Below are 15,792 nucleotides of genomic sequence, written 5' to 3'. Positions count from 1 at the left end.
ATGGTACGTGAAATGGAATTGCGCCAGGGCGAGGTCGCCGTCGACATGCCGGCGGCGCGCGATGCCTGGCTGGTCTTCATCGGCCGCATCCGTACGCCCTGGACCTCGCGGCTGGCGACGCCGCGGCAAGGGCGGCATGACGGCCCGGTGTGCCGGCTCGAGATCTTCGAGCCCTGGGTCGCCGCCATCAAGGGCGTCGATTTCTACAGCAATCTCGAAGTGCTGTACTGGCTGCACCAGTCCCGCCGCGACATCGTGCTGCAAAGCCCGAAGAACAACGGCAGCACCCGCGGTACCTTCTCGTTGCGCTCGCCGGTGCGGCCCAATCCGATCGGGACCTCGATCGTCAAACTGGTCGGCGTCGAGGGCAACGTCATCCTGGTGCGCGGCCTCGACTGCCTCGACGAGACGCCGCTGATCGACGTCAAGCCCGATCGCTGCGAGTTCACCCCGCTGGCTCCGCCGCAGGCCGGGGATTTCGAGACGGAGTGAAGTCTCACCGCGGTCATTCCGGGCTCGCGCTACGCGCGCCCGGGAATAACGGGCAGTGAAGGTTACTTCAACGCTGCGATCAGCTTCGCCGCGTGCGCCTCCAGCACCTTGCCGTCTTCCTTGTGGCTCGCGGGCGGCAGCAGCGCGACGCCGTTCTTGCGCGGCATCACATGCATGTGGAGGTGGAACACGACCTGGCCGCCGGCGGGCTCGTTGAATTGCTGCACCGTGATGCCGTCGGCTTCAAAGGCCTTCATTCCGGCGGCCGCGATCTTGTGGGCGGCACGCGCGACATGGGCGAAATCATCAGGCGTGATGTCGAGGATGTTGCGGGCAGCGGCCTTCGGGATCACAAGCGTGTGTCCGGGCGAGCGCGGCATGATGTCGAGGAACGCCAGCACGTGCTCGTTCTCATAGACCTTGTAGGACGGAAACTCGCCGCGCAGGATTTTTGCGAAGGGGTTGTTGTTGTCGTAGGCGGGCATGGCGGCGGCTCCTCAATTTTATTGCGCTAATGTCTAGGTCGCGGCCGAAACGTCAAGCGTCGTCGTCGACCGTCTTGCGGAACGGGCCGGCCTCGGCGAGCTCGCGGCCGACCTCGGCGACATAGTCGCGCTCGCGCTTGAGGTAGTCGGCGATCGCGCGGCGCAGCCCGGGATCGGCGATGAAGTGCGCCGAGTGGGTGGTCTGCGGCAGGTAGCCGCGCGCCAGCTTGTGTTCGCCCTGTGCGCCGGCCTCCACCACCTTGAGCCCGCGCTGAACCGCGAAATCGATCGCCTGGTAGTAGCAGACCTCGAAATGCAGGAACGGGTGGTGTTCGATCGCACCCCAGTTGCGGCCGAACAGCGTGTCCGAGCCGATGAAGTTGATTGCGCCGGCGATCCAGCGGCCGTTGCGCTTGGCCATCACAAGCAACACGTCGCGGGCCATGCTCTCGCCGATCAGCGAGAAGAATTCGCGGGTCAGATACTGCCGGCCCCATTTGCGCGAGCCGGTCTCCATGTAGAACTCGAAGAACGCGTCCCAGGCGTCCTCGGTGATGTCGGGGCCGGTCAGCCAGTGGATCGTGATTCCGGCGGCAAGCGCCTCGCGACGTTCGCGCTTGATGCCCTTGCGGTGACGGGAGTTCAGCGATCCCAGGAAATCGTCGAAGGTCTTGTAGCCTTCATTGTGCCAGTGGAACTGCTGGTCGGTCCGCAGCAGGAAGCCGTGTGCGCCGAGGAATTTTGCTTCGTCCTCGCGGGCGAACGTCACGTGGACGGAAGAGGCCTCGGTGGCATCGCAGAGCGCCCGCAGGCCCCGCGCCAAGGCGGAGCCGATCACCTCGCGGTCGACGCCGTCACGGATCAGGAGCCGCGGCCCGGTCGCGGGCGTAAAGGGGACGGAGACCTGCAGCTTCGGATAGTAGCTGCCGCCGGCACGGTGATAGGCCTCGGCCCAACCACGATCGAATACGTATTCGCCCTGCGAGTGCGATTTCAGATAGCAGGGCACGACACCGACGATCCGGCCATCGAGTTTCGCCACCAGATGCCGCGGTCCCCAGCCGGTCCGCGGGCAGGCCGATTTGGAGGCTTCGGCAGCGGCGAAAAACGCGTGGGAAACGAACGGGTTATAGCTCGAACTTGCGGCGGTCTGGCAATCGCTTGCGGCGGCGGGCGAGGCCAGCGTGTCGAGGTTATGGATGCTGTCGGCGTCCGCCTTGGGATTGGCACAGGCGTCCCACTCGGCGGCCGGAATGCCGCCGATGTCAGCCACAGCCTCTAGGGTGATTTCAGACGACGCCATCGAGAGTGAAGACCGGTGCCTCGTTTGAGCATGATCTTTCCGGAACAGCTGGCTCCACTTCCGGATCATGCTCCGCATTCCGCCATCGCCGATGACGACCAACTCCCGACAACATCGTGCGTCGCAGCGACGAGTTCAAGACTGCCGGTGGCATGTCAGGTTCCCGGCACAAACCCCTCGAAGATCATCTGGTCGGCATAGCGGGCCGCACGCGCGCGCTGTTCCGCCGTCCGCACGGTCCACGCCAGCAGCGGGCAGCCGAACACATTGCGGGCGATCCAGGGCGCCGGCGCCGGGAGCTGGTTGACCCAGAAGGCGACGAAATGCGGCTCGGTCCTGAAGCCGTGGCGCAGATACAGCATGCCGTCGCGCTGCGCCGGCGTCAGCTTGGTCCAGGAACTGTCGTCATAGGTGCGCTGGGCGGTGATGCCGCGCGGCAGGTTCGGCATGATCTCGCGCAATCCCAGCACCTGGTCGGGATCGAAGGACATGCCGACAACAGGGCCGGAATAGGACGACAGCACCTCGGCCATCCGCCGCAGCAGCCTGCGGTCGCCGTCGAAATGGCTCTTCACCTCGACCACCAGCGGCACGCGGCCGGCGACCAGCGCGCAGAGCTCCCCGAGCGTCATCATCTGCTCGGGGGTGCCTTTGAACTTCACAGCCTTCAGCTCGGCCGCGGTCTTGTTTGCCAGCAGGCCCGTCCCCTCGGTGAGGCGGCCGAGCGCATCGTCGTGATGCACCATGGCCTCGCCGTCGGCGGTGAGCTGGATATCGCACTCGATCGCGAAGTTGCCGGCGACCGCGGCGGTGGCCGCGGCCGGCATGTTCTCGATGATACCGCGTGCGGCATCGTGCAGGCCGCGATGGGCGACCGGCCGTTTCGTCAGCCAATCAGGCGCGCGCATCGATCAGGCGACTTCGAACACGCCTTCGACCTCGACCGCGGCATCTGCGGGCAGCGAGGCGACACCGACGGTGGTGCGGGCGTGGCGGCCCTTGTCGCCGAACGCCGCGACCATCAGATCGGAGGCGCCGTTCAGCACCTTCGGGCCGTCGAAGAAGTCGGGCGCGGAGTTGATGAAGCCGCCCAATCGCACCACGCGCACGACCTTGTCGAGATCGCCGAGCGCGGCCTTGATCTGCGCCAGCAGGTTGATCGCGCAGCCCCGCGCCGCGGCGACGCCTTGCTCGAGCGTGACGCCGGCCCCCAGCTTGCCCTTGGCGATCAGCTTGCCTTCGGCGTTGAAACAGACCTGGCCGGAGATGAACAGCAGGTTTCCGCTGCGGACGAAGGGGACATAGTTCGCGACCGGGGAGGTCGGCTCGGGAAGTGTGATGCCCTGTGACGCCAGTTTCTGTTCGACGGTACCCGCCATTTTTTGTCCCCCAATTGGATTGCACGAAGCCTGAAACGCGGTCAGGGCCAAGTTTGTTTCGATTGTTTCGCGCATCGTGCCGCCGGTTGCAAGCGACGGTCACGTGAGGGCGTGGTGTCCGTGACGTGCGGAATTGCAGGGAAAACTGCCGAAAACGACGGCAAATTCGCCGCCGACATTGCAATTTTGTCAGACTTGCCCCAGTTGCGGCGCAATACCACCGTCACTATTGTGCCGAATCCCTGCCTCCTCGAGGACAAACCATGATCTTGCCGTTCCGGAATCCGTCGCGTGCCCTGGTGCTCACGATCGCCGTTGCCGCAGGATCCGCTCTGGTTCATGGGGCCGCCGCCGCGGCAAGCGGGCCGTTTCTCGCGCACCAGGCGCTGTACGATCTGAGTCTCGTGAAATCACGCGGCTCCAATTCGGTCAGCGATGCACGCGGGCGCATCCTGTACAATTTCTCCGGCAACTCCTGCGAAGGCTACACCTCGGAATTCCGCCAGGTGTCCGAGCTCGACAGCGGCGAGGGCAAGGTGACGCTGTCCGACCTGCGCTCCTCGTCCTGGGAGGACGCGTCGGGCAAGAGCTACCGCTTCAAGATCGACACGCGGATGAACGACAGTGCATCCTCGCCGGTCGACGGCATCGCCGAGCGGATCGGCGATCATATCACCGTGAAGCTGACCCAGCCGGTGAAGAAGACATTCAATATCGACGGCAAGATCGTGTTCCCGACCGAACAGATCCAGCACATCATCGCCGCGGCCCGTGACGGCAAATCGGTGCTCGAACAGACCGTCTATGACGGCTCCGACAATGGCGAGAAGATCTACAACACGCTGACCGTGATCGGCCGGCCGATCGCGGGCGACCGCGCGCCGTCGTCGCCCGATCCGTCGACCGCGAGCGATGCGATGAAGACCATGACGCGCTGGCCGGTGACGGTGAGCTATTATGACAGCGACGCGCGGGCCAAGGATGGCGAGCAGACGCCGGTCTACGCGATGTCGTTCGAGCTCTACGAGAACGGTGTCTCCCGCGCGCTGGTGCTGGACTACAACGATTTCGTGATCTCCGGCGCGCTGGACAAGTTCGACGTCAGGGATTCCAAGCCCTGCAAGTGAGCGGCTGGCTGTAGCCACACATTCAGTGTCGTCCCGGGCAAGCGGAGCGCGACCCGGGACCCATAACCACCGCGTTGAGTTATTAAGGGGGCTGTGGCTCCAGCGTCGCGCAATAATCACCTTCGGTGGTTATGGGTCCCTGCTTTCGCAGGGACGACAGGCGGAGCAAAAAATCCCCCGCGAGACTGCTCTGGCCGGAACCATCCGACACGAGTACGCTTCCCGATACATTCGTGTCAGGGAGGCACATCATGAGCAAGCGCGACCACCTTCGTCCCAGCGGCCTGCATCACAATCCGGCTTACTCCCACGTCGTCGTCGCCTCTGGCGCGCGCACGATCTACATTTCGGGTCAGGTGTCCACGGACGAGGAGGGGCGGGTGGTCGGTGCCGGCGATCTCGCCGCGCAGACCACGCAGGTGATGCAGAACCTCGGCATGGCGCTGAAGGCCGCCGGTGCGAGCTATTCCAACATCGTCAAGATCACGACCTTCGTGGTCGGCTACAAGCCGGAGCTCCGCCCGATCATCGGCAAGGCGCGCTCGGCGTTCTTCGAGGGCATGGAGCCGCCGGCCTCTACGCTCGTCGGCGTCACCGCGCTCGCAGCGCCGGAATGGCTGATCGAGATCGAGGCTGTTGCGGTTACGGATTGAGGGAAGACGCTCTCCGTCATTGCGAGCGCAGCGAAGCAATCCATACCTCCGCGCGTGCGGAGCGATGGATCGCTTCGTCGCTGCGCTCCTCGCGATGACGGAGTTCGCGTCGCGGTCGAGCCCCGGACTATTCCGGCTTTCCCGGCCCCTCATAGGCGATGCCCCGGATCACGGCGGCATTGCCGAACTTCTTGCGCAGATTGTCCATCGCGCGTTCGGCGTGCGCCGAGCGGCGGTCAAGCATGTCGGAATCATTGGCCTGCGCGCCCGGGCGCAGCGCGCTGACGCCGGCGCCCATCAGGCGGAACGCGGTGCCATCGATCTCCCTGGCCAGCATCTCGCGCGTCACCGCAAAGATCTTTGCGGCCAATTGGGTCGGGGTCTGGATCGATTGCGATCGGGTGCGCTGGCGGAAGTCCGCGGTCTTCAGCTTCAGCGTGATGGTGCAGCCTGAGAGGTCGCTGCTCTTCAGCCGCGCCGAGGTCTTCTCCGACAGCTTCCAGAGCAGTTTTTCCAGCGTTGCGAAATCGCGGATATCGGTCTCGAAAGTGGTTTCGCTCGAGATCGTCTTGGCGCCGCGATCGGGCACCACGCTGCGGTCGTCGATGCCGCGCGCCAGCCGCCACAGCCTGCGGCCCTCGCTCGCGAACTGCTTCATCAACTCGTTCTCGTCGGCGCGCTGCAAATCGGCGATGACGCGGAAACCGCGCTGCACGAGCTTCTCCTGGGTCGCCGGGCCAACGCCATAAATGAAGCCGACCGGTTTGCTGGCCAGCATCTCGCGTGCCTCGTCCTGGTCGAGCGCGGCAAAGCCCCTCGGCTTGTCGAGATCGGAGGCGATCTTGGCGAGGAACTTGTTGCAGGACAGCCCGACCGACACCGTGATGCCGATGTCGCGCTCGACCTCGCAGGCGAATTTGGCGAGCACCTTGGCAGGGATCATGCCGTGGACGCGCTGCGTGCCGGAGAGATCGAGGAACGCCTCGTCGATCGACAGCGGCTCGACCAGCGGCGTCAGCGCCTGCATCGCCTGGCGCACCTCGCGGCCGACCCGGACATATTTCGCCATGTCGGGCGAAATCACGGTTGCGTCGGGGCAGAGTTCCAGCGCCTTGAACATCGGCATCGCCGAGCGGACACCGTAGGTGCGGGCGATGTAGCAGGCGGCCGACACGACGCCGCGTTTGCCGCCGCCGATGATGACGGGGCGGTCGGCGATCTCAGGATTGTCGCGCTTCTCGACGGTGGCGTAGAACGCGTCGCAATCGATATGCGCCAGCGCCAGCGCGGGCAGGGTGCGGTGACGTACCAGCCGCGGCGACCCGCAATGGCTGCATCGCTTCACCTTGATATCGAGATCGCCGAGGCAGTCTCGGCAGAAACTGAGGGGGCCGTCGGGAGCTGCCGCCGCCGTCGTCACGGCACGTCGCGCTCCCATCTCGGGTCGCCCAGCGCCTGGTGGGCGGCAGCGATGTTGGTCGGGTGCAGTTCGGAGGCGGCGGCGAACGCCTTCACGGTGGCGTCGTCGCGCATCACGAAATCGAGCACGCTCGCAAGAAATTGAGGATTGGACGCAGCGTTCCGCAGCGTCTCCGGACCGATTCCGGACTCAGCCAGGAACAAGCCCAGCCGTTCGGGATCGCCGGCAATGAAGCCGAGCGCCTGAATCGCAACGATTTCAGCAACTTCCCGGGGGTTGTGAACAGGCTTTTTCAACGCGCCGGTTTGCCTTTCCGTTAACTTATGGTCTCTATTGAGAAGCCCATCATGCCCGAGTCTTCCGCGTGTGTTCAAGCAACGGAAACCACGCTGCGGAAGTTGGATGTCGGGTTAACGGGTTAGAGCGATTCTGGCGCTAGTTTGAATTCACATTTTCGACGCGTCCCGAGCGCGGTGCGTGAGGTGCCGCAGCCGGGCCCGTCTCCTGGGTTTGGGAGGGACGGGATGGCCAAAACCGTCCTGATCGTGGAGGACAATGAGCTCAACATGAAGCTCTTTCGCGATCTGTTGGAAGCGCATGGCTATCAGACTTCGGGCACCAGCAATGGCTTCGAAGCGCTTGATCTCGTCCGCAAGCTGCGCCCCGATCTCATTTTGATGGATATTCAGCTGCCCCAGGTTTCCGGCCTCGAGGTCACGCGCTGGATCAAGGACGATCCCGATCTGCGTGCGATTCCGGTGGTCGCGGTCACCGCCTTCGCCATGAAGGGCGACGAAGAACGCATCCGCGAGGGCGGCTGCGAAGCCTATTTGTCCAAGCCGATCTCGGTCGGCAAATTTATTGAGACTGTCCGACGCTTTATCGGATAGGGGAGTTGTGGTGCAATGTCCGCGCGTATCCTCGTCGTCGATGACGTTCCGGCGAACGTCAAGCTGTTGGAAGCCCGCCTGTCGGCCGAATACTTCGATGTGCTGACCGCCTCCAACGGGACCGAGGCGCTGGAACTCTGCGCGCGCGCCGAATGCGACATCATCCTGCTCGACGTCATGATGCCTGATATGGATGGCTTCGAGGTCTGCCGCCGGCTGAAGTCGAATCCGGCGACCCATTTCATTCCGGTGGTCATCGTCACCGCGCTCGACAGTCCCGCCGACCGCGTGCGTGGGCTTGAAGCCGGCGCCGACGACTTTCTGACCAAGCCGGTGTCCGACGTCGTGCTGATCGCGCGCGTGCGCTCGCTGACGCGGCTGAAGATGATGACTGATGAGCTGCGCATGCGCGCCATCACCTCGCTCGAGATCGGCATGCAGGCGCCCGAGCGCAGCGCGATTGCGGATCGTGGCACCGGCGGCCGCATCCTCTTGGTGGACGACCGGCCATCGTCCTACGAGAAGCTGGCGCCGATCCTCGCCGCCGAGCATACCGTCGATGTCGAGGTTAATCCGTCGGAAGCCTTGTTCCACGCCGCGGAGGGCAATTACGACCTCCTGATCGTGTCGCTCAGCCTCGACAATTACGACGGCCTGCGGCTGTGCAGTCAGGCCCGCTCGCTGGAGCGCACGCGGCAGGTGCCGATTCTCGCCGTCTCCGATGCCGACAACAACACGCGGCTGATGCGCGGGCTCGAGATCGGCGTCAACGACTATCTGCTGCGTCCTGTCGACAAGAATGAATTGCTGGCACGGGCGCGCACCCAGATCCGCCGCCGCCGCTACACCGATCATCTGCGCGACAACGTGCAGAACTCGATCGAGATGGCGATCACGGATGCGCTGACCGGCCTCAACAACCGGCGCTACATGGAGAGCCACCTCGCGACGCTGGCGGAGCAGGCCTCGGTCCGCGGCAAGCCGCTGGCGCTGATGATCCTCGACATCGACTACTTCAAGGCGATCAACGACACCTACGGCCACGATGCCGGCGACGACGTGCTGCGCGAATTCGCCGTTCGCATCCGCAAGTCGATCCGCGGCATCGATCTGGCCTGCCGCTATGGCGGCGAGGAGTTCGTGATCGTGATGCCCGAGACCGATCTGCATGTCGCCGGCATGGTTGCCGAGCGGTTGCGCCGCTCGATCGCGGGCGAACCCTTCGCCGTCGACAAGGGCGGCAAGCGGATCACGGTGACGATCTCGATCGGCCTCACCACGCTGGAGCGCAAGGGCGAGCCGGTCTCGGACGTGCTCAAGCGCGCCGACACCGCGCTCTATCGCGCCAAGCACGACGGCCGAAACCGCGTGGTTTCCGCGGCGGCCTAACGGCCGCGCTTCACACCATCCGCAACACTCGTCGTCATACCCCGCGAATGCGGGGTATCCAGTACGCCGCGGCCTCTCGATTCAAGCTGAGCCGTCTCTGGAATACAGGGTCACCCGCTTTCGCGGGTGACGACAGCATTGTCGTAAACGCAGTCTGCTAACGTCCGCGCTTCACCGCGTCATACGCCATCCGCTTGAACTCGAACGAGAACGGATGGACGAACGCCATCTGGCGCTGCGCCATCATTACACCGGCAATGCCCTTTCTGGGCGAAATCCACCACTGCGTGCCGGCGACGCCGCCCCAGTAGAATTCGCCGGCCGCATCCGGATGATCGATCGGCGAGGGATTGAGGATCAGGCCGCCGGCCAGTCCATGCGCCTTGCCGGGCTGCTCGCCCATCATCGCAAAGCGGATCCATTGGCCGTCGGGCAACTGGTTGGACATCATCGCTGCAATGGTGTCCGGCTTCAGCAGCGTCGGACCGCCGGGCAGCAGGCTGCGGATCAATGCGACCATGTCGGGCAGCGTCGACACCAGGCCGCCGCCGCCGTTGAGGCGTGCGACCGGGCGCAGATAGGCGCTGGGGAAGGGCGCATTGTCGGTGCGGGTGAGGCCCGGCTTCATCGGCTCCATCAGATCCGCGCCAGCGTAATACGCGACGAGGCGACCCTGGTCCTGCTCGGGAACGACAAAGCCGGTATCGACCATGCCGAGCGGATCGAGGATGCGCGCCTTGATGAATTTGTCGAAGCGCTGGCCGCTGACCACTTCGACCAAGCGCGCGACCACGTCGATCGCGAGCGAGTATTCCCACGATGTGCCCGGCTGGTAGATCAGCGGCAGACCGGCCAGCACATCGACCATCTCGGCCAGGGTCGCGTTGGGATTGTGCACGCCGCGCTCGTTCAGCGCCTGGAAGATCACGGTGCCCGGATCGAAGAAGCCGTAGCTCAAGCCGGCGCTGTGGCTCAGCAATTGGCGGATGGTGATCGAGCTCCGCGCCGGCTCGGTGTCGTCGATCGACGTTGCACTCTGCCGCAGCACCTTTCGGTTTCCAAGCTGCGGGATGTAGGTCTCGATCGGATCGTCGAGCCGGAATCGGCCTTCCTCGAACAGCAGCAGCGCGGCGCAGGAGGTGATCAGCTTGGTGTTGGAGAACACCCGGAAGATGTGGTCGGTGCGCAGCGGGATCTGCGCTTCCTTGTCGGCCCAGCCGACGCAGGAGACATCGACGAGATCGCGACCGACCATGACCGCGGACGAGATGCCGGACAGCAGATTGTTGTCGATATAGCGCTGCATGGCGGCGCGCGCCGGCGCGAAATCGTAGCCGGTGGCCGTCACCTTCAGATCTTCCATGGTCGTTCCCCAGTTGTGCCGCAGGTTGTCGCGCGGTCGCTGTCAATCTCGCCGGACGGAATATCCAAACTGGGAACGCCGTCGCATGCCGTCGCCGCTAACAACCAAACCGGACCTGTCTACGCAACCGGATTTATCCAGTGCGTTTCTTGTCCGCGGGCGCGGAGCCGCCGACCTTGACGCCGGCGTTGGCCAGCAGCACGCGCGCCGCTTCCCTGGCCGCGCGCGCCATGGCCGGATCGTCGCGCACCAGGTCCTGGGCGATCGATCCGTCGACCAGCAGCGTGAGCTGGGTTGCAAGTCCCTCCGCATCGGCGACGCCGAGCTGCCGCAGCAGATCGCGAAACCAGACCCGGCGGCTTTCCTTGAAGGCGACGGCGATGTTGCGAACGCTGCGGTCCTCGTCCTCCGGGCCGAGCTCGGCCACCGCATTCACGAACGGGCAGCCGCGAAAATCCTTTGCCGCGAAGCGCCGCTCCAGCGAATCGAAGGTTGCGAGAATCTGCTCGGCCGGCGGCTTGTCGGACGGGCGGGGCTGGACGAAGCGGCGCTGCAGATAGGCTTCGATCAGCGCGTCCTTCGACGGGAAGTGATTGTAGAGCGTGCGCTTGCTGATGCCGATCTCGGCCGCGATGGTGTCGACACCGATCGCACGAATGCCCTGCAGGTAGAACAATTTGTCGGCGGTCTCGAGGATCCGCTCTTTCATGGTCTGTTTGGGAGGCGGGGAAGCCATGCGCCGGCGGTGATCCTGTTCGCTTGACAACAGCGGCTCTGTATAGCCTAGTTACACAGATCTGTGTACCTAAAATAAGCGGGAATCGCAGGCTGCGGCTATCGTGCCGCGCCCCTTTGGGAGAACAAGAACAATGCCCCTGTTGCAGGTCCTGCGTCCCACACTTCCCATTCTGATCGGCGCCTCCATCATGCTCACGCTGAGCATGGGCCTGCGGCAGAGCCTCGGCATCTTCATGCAGCCGCTGACGCACGACATCGGAATTACGGTGTCGCATTTCACGCTCGCGCTCGCGGTGCAGAACCTTGCCTGGGGCTTCCTGCAGCCGCTCGCGGGCGCGATGACCGTGCGTTACGGTTTCCGCCCGATCATGGTGGTCGGCGCGCTGGCCTACATCGCGGGCCTCGTGCTGATGACGACGGCGCATGGCCTCGTCAGCATCATGATCGGCGCCGGCGTGCTGATCGGCATTTCGCTCGCCTGTACCGCGAATGCGATCGCGATGTCGGTCGCCGCGCGCGCCGTGCCGGAGATGGTGCGCTCGACCGTGCTCGGCATGGTTTCTGCCGCGGGCTCGCTCGGCGCGCTGCTGTCGGCGCCGATCGGCCAGATCCTCAATGAGGGTTTCGGCTGGCGCGTCGGGCTCGCCGGCTTTGTCATCCTGTCGATCGGCATGATCCCAGCGGCGTTGTATGCCGGTCGTGTCGACAACATCCCGCTGCCGAAGCCCGCGGGTGACGACATCGGCAACGCGACGGCGGCGACCGCGGCGAAGACCGCGTTCGGCAACGCGTCCTTCGTGGTGATGACCTGCGCCTACATGGTCTGCGGCATGCAGCTCGTCTTCCTCACCACGCATCTGCCGTCGTATCTCGCGATCTGCGGGCTCGATCCGATGCTGAGCGCGCAGACGCTCGGCATGATCGGCGGCTTCAACGTGCTGGGTTCGCTGTTCTTCGGCTGGGCCGGCCAGCGCTGGAACAAGCTCGCGCTGCTCGGCGGCATCTACATCCTGCGCTCGCTGGCGCTCGCCTGGTACTTCATGCTGCCGGCAACGCCCGGTTCGACGCTGTTGTTCGGCGCGATCATGGGATTCCTCTGGATGGGTGTCGGGCCGCTGGTCGCGGGCGCGGTGGCCGAGATGTTCGGGCTGCGCTGGCAGGCGATGATCCAGGGCCTTGCGTTCATGAGCCACCAGGTTGGCAGCTTCCTCGGTGCTTACGGAGGAGGGGTGATCTATGACGCGCTCGGCTCCTACACCATGGCCTGGCGTATCGGCGTCGCGCTCGGTCTTGCCGGCGGCATCATCCAGCTCGCCTTCGCGCTGATCCGGCCGGCGCAGCCGCCGCTGCTCAAGGCCGTGTGAGCTTCCGATCTCGCCAAACCGGCGACTGCCCCATACGAGGGCAGTCGTCGATTGCTGCCTATTTTTCCATCGATCGCTTGCTGCGAGAACGTGCAGTGGTGCGCGATGCCGTTCCGCGCGCGGATTGAATTTACTGCGTATTCAATCCGTTGCTCGGTACGCGCCGGTGGCACGAATCTTGATTGAATATGGCTAGAAATCATGCCGGACCGTCGTTGAGGTTCCGGCCTGGGGACCCATGGGAAGGGCTGGCCGCGATGAGGCTAGTCGCCGTCATTCTCCAGCCATCCGCGCACCACGGCCTTTGCCGCGCCGCCGAGCAGGAGGCGCTTGTGCCTTGCGCCCGGCCTGATGCCGCTGCGCCTTCGCCGCATCCAGCCAGCCGTACCGCGGCGCTTCGAGCGATCCCGATAACCGAAAGCGCGCTGTCTTCGGCGTTCGCGCTCCGAACGCGCCGCGCCCATTCCGAACGCCAGCATTTCTTGTGATGGGAGGACGATGATGGAGTCTGCGACATACACGCGCCCGAAGCTCGTGAGAATCGTGATTGCTCTGCTGGGAGTGGCGTTTCTATGCCTGCTGTTCAGTGACATTGCGCTGGCTGAAGATGCGGCGGCGCCGCCTGCCTGCGGCGGCAAGATTCTCGAGAAGTGCACGCCGAATTCCGGCGACACCGCCTGGATGCTCACATCGGTCGCGCTGGTCCTGATGATGACGGTGCCGGGGCTCGGCCTGTTCTATGGCGGCATGGTGCGCAAGAAGAACGTCGGCGACACCGTGATGACCAGCTTCGCCGTCACCTGCCTGGTCACGATCCTGTTTGCCGTCCTCACCTACAGCCTGGCGTTCCGTGCCGGCACGCCGTTTATCGGCGGCCTGGATCGCATGTTCCTCAAGGACATCCTGAGCGACATCGGCAAGGGCGGCATCGGCAATCCCAATCCGCTCGCCGCGACCATTCCTGAGTCCGTCTACATCTGCTTCCAGATGACGTTCGCCATCATCACGCCGGCCTTGATTGCCGGCGCGTTTGCCGAGCGGATGAAGTTCTCGGCGATGCTCTGGTTCATCGGGCTGTGGGCGATCCTCGTCTATGCGCCGATCGCGCACTGGGTCTGGGGGCCGGACGGCATATTCTCCGCGGGCAACGACGCCGCCTATGTCAAGGTTCTCGATTTCGCCGGCGGCACCGTGGTGCACATCAATGCCGGCGTCGCCGGCCTGATGTGTGCGATCATGCTCGGCAAGCGCGTCGAGACGGGGCCGGCGCACAACATGGTGCTGACCTTCATCGGCGCCTCGCTGCTGTGGGTCGGCTGGTTCGGCTTCAATGCCGGCTCCGCCGTCACGGCCGGAATGCAGGCCGGCATGGCCATGCTGGTGACCCAGATCGCCACCGCGGTCGCGGGCTTCACCTGGATGCTGGTGGAATGGGCATTGAAGGGCAAGCCGACCGTCGTCGGCATCTGCTCGGGCGCCGTCGCGGGCCTCGTCGCGATCACGCCGGCCTCGGGTTTCGTCGGGCCGGTCGGTGCCTTCGCCATCGGCATCGCCGCCGGCGTCTGCTGCTACTGGGGATGCACCGGCTTGAAGCGCATGTTCAGCTATGATGACGCGCTGGACTGCTTCGGTGTCCATGCTCTCGGCGGCATCGTCGGGGCGCTGCTGACCGGCGTGTTCGCGGTCGAGCAGTATGGCGGAACGGCAGGCGTTCTGGAGGGAAATCCCGGGCAGTTCCTCAATCAATGCATCGGCGTCGCGACGGTTTTCGTGTATGATGCCGTCGTGAGCCTGATCATCCTGTTCGTGATCAATCTCTTCGTCGGGCTTCGCGTGACGCGGGATATCGAGCGCGAAGGGTTGGATCTGGCGCTGCACGGCGAGGTCGTGCAGTAGACTTGGCGGCATTCCTCGCCGGCCGGCGATCGTTGCCGGCTGGCACGGATCAAAGCTGTTCGAGGTGATCCGATGAACTGGTTCTATTGGAACACAGCGTGGTCGCTGTTCTTCAGCCTCATTTGGTTCATGACCATCACGCACAATCCCGATGCACGCATCGCGGATGCGCATCTGCCTGATGAGGCGTTTGGCGGCCGCTAGAGCGTGATCCGGAAAAGCGCGAAGCGGTTTTCCGAAGAGATCATGCCCCGACAATGAGCCAGAGCGCGATGACGATTCAACCAGATCTCATCGCGCTCTAGCTGCGATAGTAGCGCCACATCCTGAGGAACGTCCGGTGGATCTCGTCGGGCGTCCGGTCGAACGGCTCGAGATTGATGCGCACCACGCCGCGATGGTCCATGCGCCATGGCAGGCGCATCAGCAGCCGATAGGCTGGCCGCTTGCGCCAGTCGGCCACCAGTGCGCTGCCGAGTGGCACATTGAGCGCGATCTGCAATTCGTGGACGCTCATCGCCCGCTCCGCGATCTCGACGAGGTCGATCTGCGCGATGGCGCGCCAGCGGATCAGCCCGAAGGCCTGGATAAAGATGCCGTACTGGTTGGCCCCGATGGTGGGACGACCCGCCTCCAGCAGGGGGATGTTGTAATAGGTGAAGCCGGTAGCGGCCGCCGCCAGCGCCAGCCACCAGATCGCGCCCGTGATCCACGTCGCGGTCAGGAAGACCGCGGCGAGGGCGGCCGTGACATAGACGGGAAAGTAGGTGTCCTCGCGGCCGTAGGCGACCGAGTAGCCGCCGACATTGCCCTCGTCCAAGCCTGCGACCATGTGAGCCCTGCGCCCGGGACCTGCCCGAAAGACATGAGGGATGACGCTAGGCCACAAAGCAAAAACGGGGCCGCGAGGGCCCCGTTTGAAACGTCTGAAGCAGGCGATCTTACTTGATCTTGGCTTCCTTGAACTCGACGTGCTTGCGCGCGACCGGGTCGTACTTCTTCTTGACCAGCTTGTCGGTCATGGTGCGCGAATTCTTCTTGGCGACGTAATAGAAGCCGGTATCGGCCGTCGACACGAGCTTGACCTTGATGGTGACCGCTTTGGCCATGTGCAAATCCTCGAAAATGAAGGGGTATCGGGAGCCGGCCAAATCGGCCCGCGTTTGGCCCGGAAACTAGCCACAAACCGTGAGAAGTCAAGGATTTCCCGGCCGAAACGGGCCCGATTTCGGGGTGTTTCGCCGCAAAAGGGGGCGATTCTCGTCGAACCTCGCGCCCCGGACTGCCGACTAC

At 64.4% G+C, this 15,792-nt stretch carries 18 protein-coding genes; 8 read left to right on the top strand and 10 right to left on the bottom strand.

What is annotated here, in order from left to right:
- Positions 1 to 492: a tRNA (N6-threonylcarbamoyladenosine(37)-N6)-methyltransferase TrmO gene (tsaA, locus tag CK489_RS30955; protein WP_050627471.1), complete on the top strand. Its 492-nt coding sequence runs from the start codon at positions 1 to 3 to the stop codon at positions 490 to 492.
- Between the two features lie 62 nt (positions 493 to 554).
- On the opposite strand, the gene CK489_RS30950 is transcribed toward tsaA, so the two are convergent.
- The 4 genes from CK489_RS30950 to CK489_RS30935 form a co-directional block, all read right to left on the bottom strand.
- A complete protein-coding gene (locus tag CK489_RS30950; RefSeq protein ID WP_050627470.1) occupies positions 555 to 977 on the bottom strand; it encodes an HIT family protein in 423 nt (140 codons plus the stop codon).
- A gap of 52 nt (positions 978 to 1,029) precedes the next feature.
- Positions 1,030 to 2,280, bottom strand: coding sequence for a GNAT family N-acetyltransferase (locus CK489_RS30945; RefSeq protein WP_095734994.1), 1,251 nt, complete (start codon positions 2,278 to 2,280; stop codon positions 1,030 to 1,032).
- Positions 2,281 to 2,435: 155 nt separating this feature from the next.
- Positions 2,436 to 3,188, bottom strand: coding sequence for a glycerophosphodiester phosphodiesterase (locus CK489_RS30940; RefSeq protein ID WP_095734993.1), 753 nt, complete (start codon positions 3,186 to 3,188; stop codon positions 2,436 to 2,438).
- 3 nt (positions 3,189 to 3,191) lie between these two features.
- Positions 3,192 to 3,659: a RidA family protein gene (locus CK489_RS30935; protein WP_095734992.1), complete on the bottom strand. Its 468-nt coding sequence runs from the start codon at positions 3,657 to 3,659 to the stop codon at positions 3,192 to 3,194.
- Between the two features lie 263 nt (positions 3,660 to 3,922).
- Here CK489_RS30935 and CK489_RS30930 point away from each other — a divergent pair, with 263 nt between their 5' ends.
- Together CK489_RS30930 and CK489_RS30925 are read left to right on the top strand one after the other, a co-directional pair.
- Entirely contained in the window at positions 3,923 to 4,786 is an 864-nt protein-coding gene (locus tag CK489_RS30930) for a cell envelope integrity EipB family protein (protein WP_095734991.1), read from the top strand.
- Positions 4,787 to 5,037: 251 nt separating this feature from the next.
- Positions 5,038 to 5,439, top strand: a complete 402-nt coding sequence (locus tag CK489_RS30925; protein WP_050627467.1) for a RidA family protein — start codon at positions 5,038 to 5,040, stop codon at positions 5,437 to 5,439.
- Positions 5,440 to 5,566: 127 nt separating this feature from the next.
- Here the strand turns inward: CK489_RS30925 and CK489_RS30920 are convergent, their stop codons facing one another.
- Positions 5,567 to 6,877, bottom strand: coding sequence for a DNA polymerase IV (locus CK489_RS30920; protein WP_095734990.1), 1,311 nt, complete (start codon positions 6,875 to 6,877; stop codon positions 5,567 to 5,569).
- Positions 6,856 to 7,155, bottom strand: a complete 300-nt coding sequence (locus CK489_RS30915) for a DUF3572 domain-containing protein (RefSeq protein ID WP_050627466.1) — start codon at positions 7,153 to 7,155, stop codon at positions 6,856 to 6,858. Before CK489_RS30915 ends, CK489_RS30920 begins: the two co-directional genes overlap by 22 nt.
- Positions 7,156 to 7,383: 228 nt before the next feature.
- On the opposite strand from CK489_RS30915, the gene CK489_RS30910 reads away from it, so the two are divergent.
- On the top strand, positions 7,384 to 7,749 hold the full coding sequence (locus CK489_RS30910) for a response regulator (RefSeq protein ID WP_028336390.1): 366 nt from the start codon (positions 7,384 to 7,386) through the stop codon (positions 7,747 to 7,749).
- A gap of 15 nt (positions 7,750 to 7,764) precedes the next feature.
- The gene (locus tag CK489_RS30905; RefSeq protein ID WP_050627465.1) at positions 7,765 to 9,138 is read left to right on the top strand and encodes a PleD family two-component system response regulator; all 1,374 of its coding nucleotides are present in this window, start codon (positions 7,765 to 7,767) and stop codon (positions 9,136 to 9,138) included.
- A 157-nt stretch (positions 9,139 to 9,295) separates the two neighbouring features.
- On the opposite strand, the gene CK489_RS30900 is transcribed toward CK489_RS30905, so the two are convergent.
- Together CK489_RS30900 and CK489_RS30895 are read right to left on the bottom strand one after the other, a co-directional pair.
- Positions 9,296 to 10,501 (bottom strand): serine hydrolase domain-containing protein, encoded by a 1,206-nt coding sequence (locus CK489_RS30900; protein WP_245350556.1) that lies wholly within the window; start codon positions 10,499 to 10,501, stop codon positions 9,296 to 9,298.
- Between the two features lie 133 nt (positions 10,502 to 10,634).
- Complete coding sequence (locus CK489_RS30895; protein ID WP_095734989.1) at positions 10,635 to 11,237, bottom strand: TetR/AcrR family transcriptional regulator; 603 nt, start codon at positions 11,235 to 11,237, stop codon at positions 10,635 to 10,637.
- 133 nt (positions 11,238 to 11,370) lie between these two features.
- On the opposite strand from CK489_RS30895, the gene CK489_RS30890 reads away from it, so the two are divergent.
- From CK489_RS30890 to CK489_RS42690, 3 genes are all read left to right on the top strand, one after another.
- Complete coding sequence (locus CK489_RS30890) at positions 11,371 to 12,603, top strand: MFS transporter (RefSeq protein WP_095734988.1); 1,233 nt, start codon at positions 11,371 to 11,373, stop codon at positions 12,601 to 12,603.
- Between the two features lie 498 nt (positions 12,604 to 13,101).
- Entirely contained in the window at positions 13,102 to 14,499 is a 1,398-nt protein-coding gene (locus CK489_RS30880; RefSeq protein WP_095734986.1) for an ammonium transporter, read from the top strand.
- 72 nt (positions 14,500 to 14,571) lie between these two features.
- Positions 14,572 to 14,703: a hypothetical protein gene (locus tag CK489_RS42690; RefSeq protein WP_283806267.1), complete on the top strand. Its 132-nt coding sequence runs from the start codon at positions 14,572 to 14,574 to the stop codon at positions 14,701 to 14,703.
- Positions 14,704 to 14,800: 97 nt separating this feature from the next.
- Here the strand turns inward: CK489_RS42690 and CK489_RS30875 are convergent, their stop codons facing one another.
- Both CK489_RS30875 and rpmG read right to left on the bottom strand, forming a co-directional pair.
- A complete protein-coding gene (locus tag CK489_RS30875; protein WP_050627461.1) occupies positions 14,801 to 15,331 on the bottom strand; it encodes a hypothetical protein in 531 nt (176 codons plus the stop codon).
- A 109-nt stretch (positions 15,332 to 15,440) separates the two neighbouring features.
- Positions 15,441 to 15,608, bottom strand: a complete 168-nt coding sequence (gene rpmG, locus CK489_RS30870; RefSeq protein WP_018271988.1) for a 50S ribosomal protein L33 — start codon at positions 15,606 to 15,608, stop codon at positions 15,441 to 15,443.
- Positions 15,609 to 15,792: the final 184 nt, after the last annotated feature.

The organism is Bradyrhizobium sp. UFLA03-84, assembly GCF_002289535.1.
Classification (GTDB): domain Bacteria; phylum Pseudomonadota; class Alphaproteobacteria; order Rhizobiales; family Xanthobacteraceae; genus Bradyrhizobium; species Bradyrhizobium viridifuturi.
Note: the sequence above shows the minus strand (reverse complement) of the source record. Positions and strands in the feature narration are given on the sequence as shown.

Coding starts and splice junctions, on each gene's coding strand:
- CK489_RS30900 (WP_245350556.1), bottom strand. CDS start 10,501: ATGGAAGATCTGAAGGTGACGGCCACCGGCTACGATTTCGCGCCGGCG.
- CK489_RS30920 (WP_095734990.1), bottom strand. CDS start 6,877: ATGGGAGCGCGACGTGCCGTGACGACGGCGGCGGCAGCTCCCGACGGC.
- CK489_RS30875 (WP_050627461.1), bottom strand. CDS start 15,331: ATGGTCGCAGGCTTGGACGAGGGCAATGTCGGCGGCTACTCGGTCGCC.
- tsaA (WP_050627471.1), top strand. CDS start 1: ATGGTACGTGAAATGGAATTGCGCCAGGGCGAGGTCGCCGTCGACATG.
- CK489_RS30905 (WP_050627465.1), top strand. CDS start 7,765: ATGTCCGCGCGTATCCTCGTCGTCGATGACGTTCCGGCGAACGTCAAG.
- CK489_RS30880 (WP_095734986.1), top strand. CDS start 13,102: ATGATGGAGTCTGCGACATACACGCGCCCGAAGCTCGTGAGAATCGTG.
- CK489_RS30910 (WP_028336390.1), top strand. CDS start 7,384: ATGGCCAAAACCGTCCTGATCGTGGAGGACAATGAGCTCAACATGAAG.
- CK489_RS30950 (WP_050627470.1), bottom strand. CDS start 977: ATGCCCGCCTACGACAACAACAACCCCTTCGCAAAAATCCTGCGCGGC.
- CK489_RS30895 (WP_095734989.1), bottom strand. CDS start 11,237: ATGGCTTCCCCGCCTCCCAAACAGACCATGAAAGAGCGGATCCTCGAG.
- CK489_RS42690 (WP_283806267.1), top strand. CDS start 14,572: ATGAACTGGTTCTATTGGAACACAGCGTGGTCGCTGTTCTTCAGCCTC.
- rpmG (WP_018271988.1), bottom strand. CDS start 15,608: ATGGCCAAAGCGGTCACCATCAAGGTCAAGCTCGTGTCGACGGCCGAT.
- CK489_RS30935 (WP_095734992.1), bottom strand. CDS start 3,659: ATGGCGGGTACCGTCGAACAGAAACTGGCGTCACAGGGCATCACACTT.
- CK489_RS30945 (WP_095734994.1), bottom strand. CDS start 2,280: ATGGCGTCGTCTGAAATCACCCTAGAGGCTGTGGCTGACATCGGCGGC.
- CK489_RS30925 (WP_050627467.1), top strand. CDS start 5,038: ATGAGCAAGCGCGACCACCTTCGTCCCAGCGGCCTGCATCACAATCCG.
- CK489_RS30930 (WP_095734991.1), top strand. CDS start 3,923: ATGATCTTGCCGTTCCGGAATCCGTCGCGTGCCCTGGTGCTCACGATC.
- CK489_RS30940 (WP_095734993.1), bottom strand. CDS start 3,188: ATGCGCGCGCCTGATTGGCTGACGAAACGGCCGGTCGCCCATCGCGGC.
- CK489_RS30890 (WP_095734988.1), top strand. CDS start 11,371: ATGCCCCTGTTGCAGGTCCTGCGTCCCACACTTCCCATTCTGATCGGC.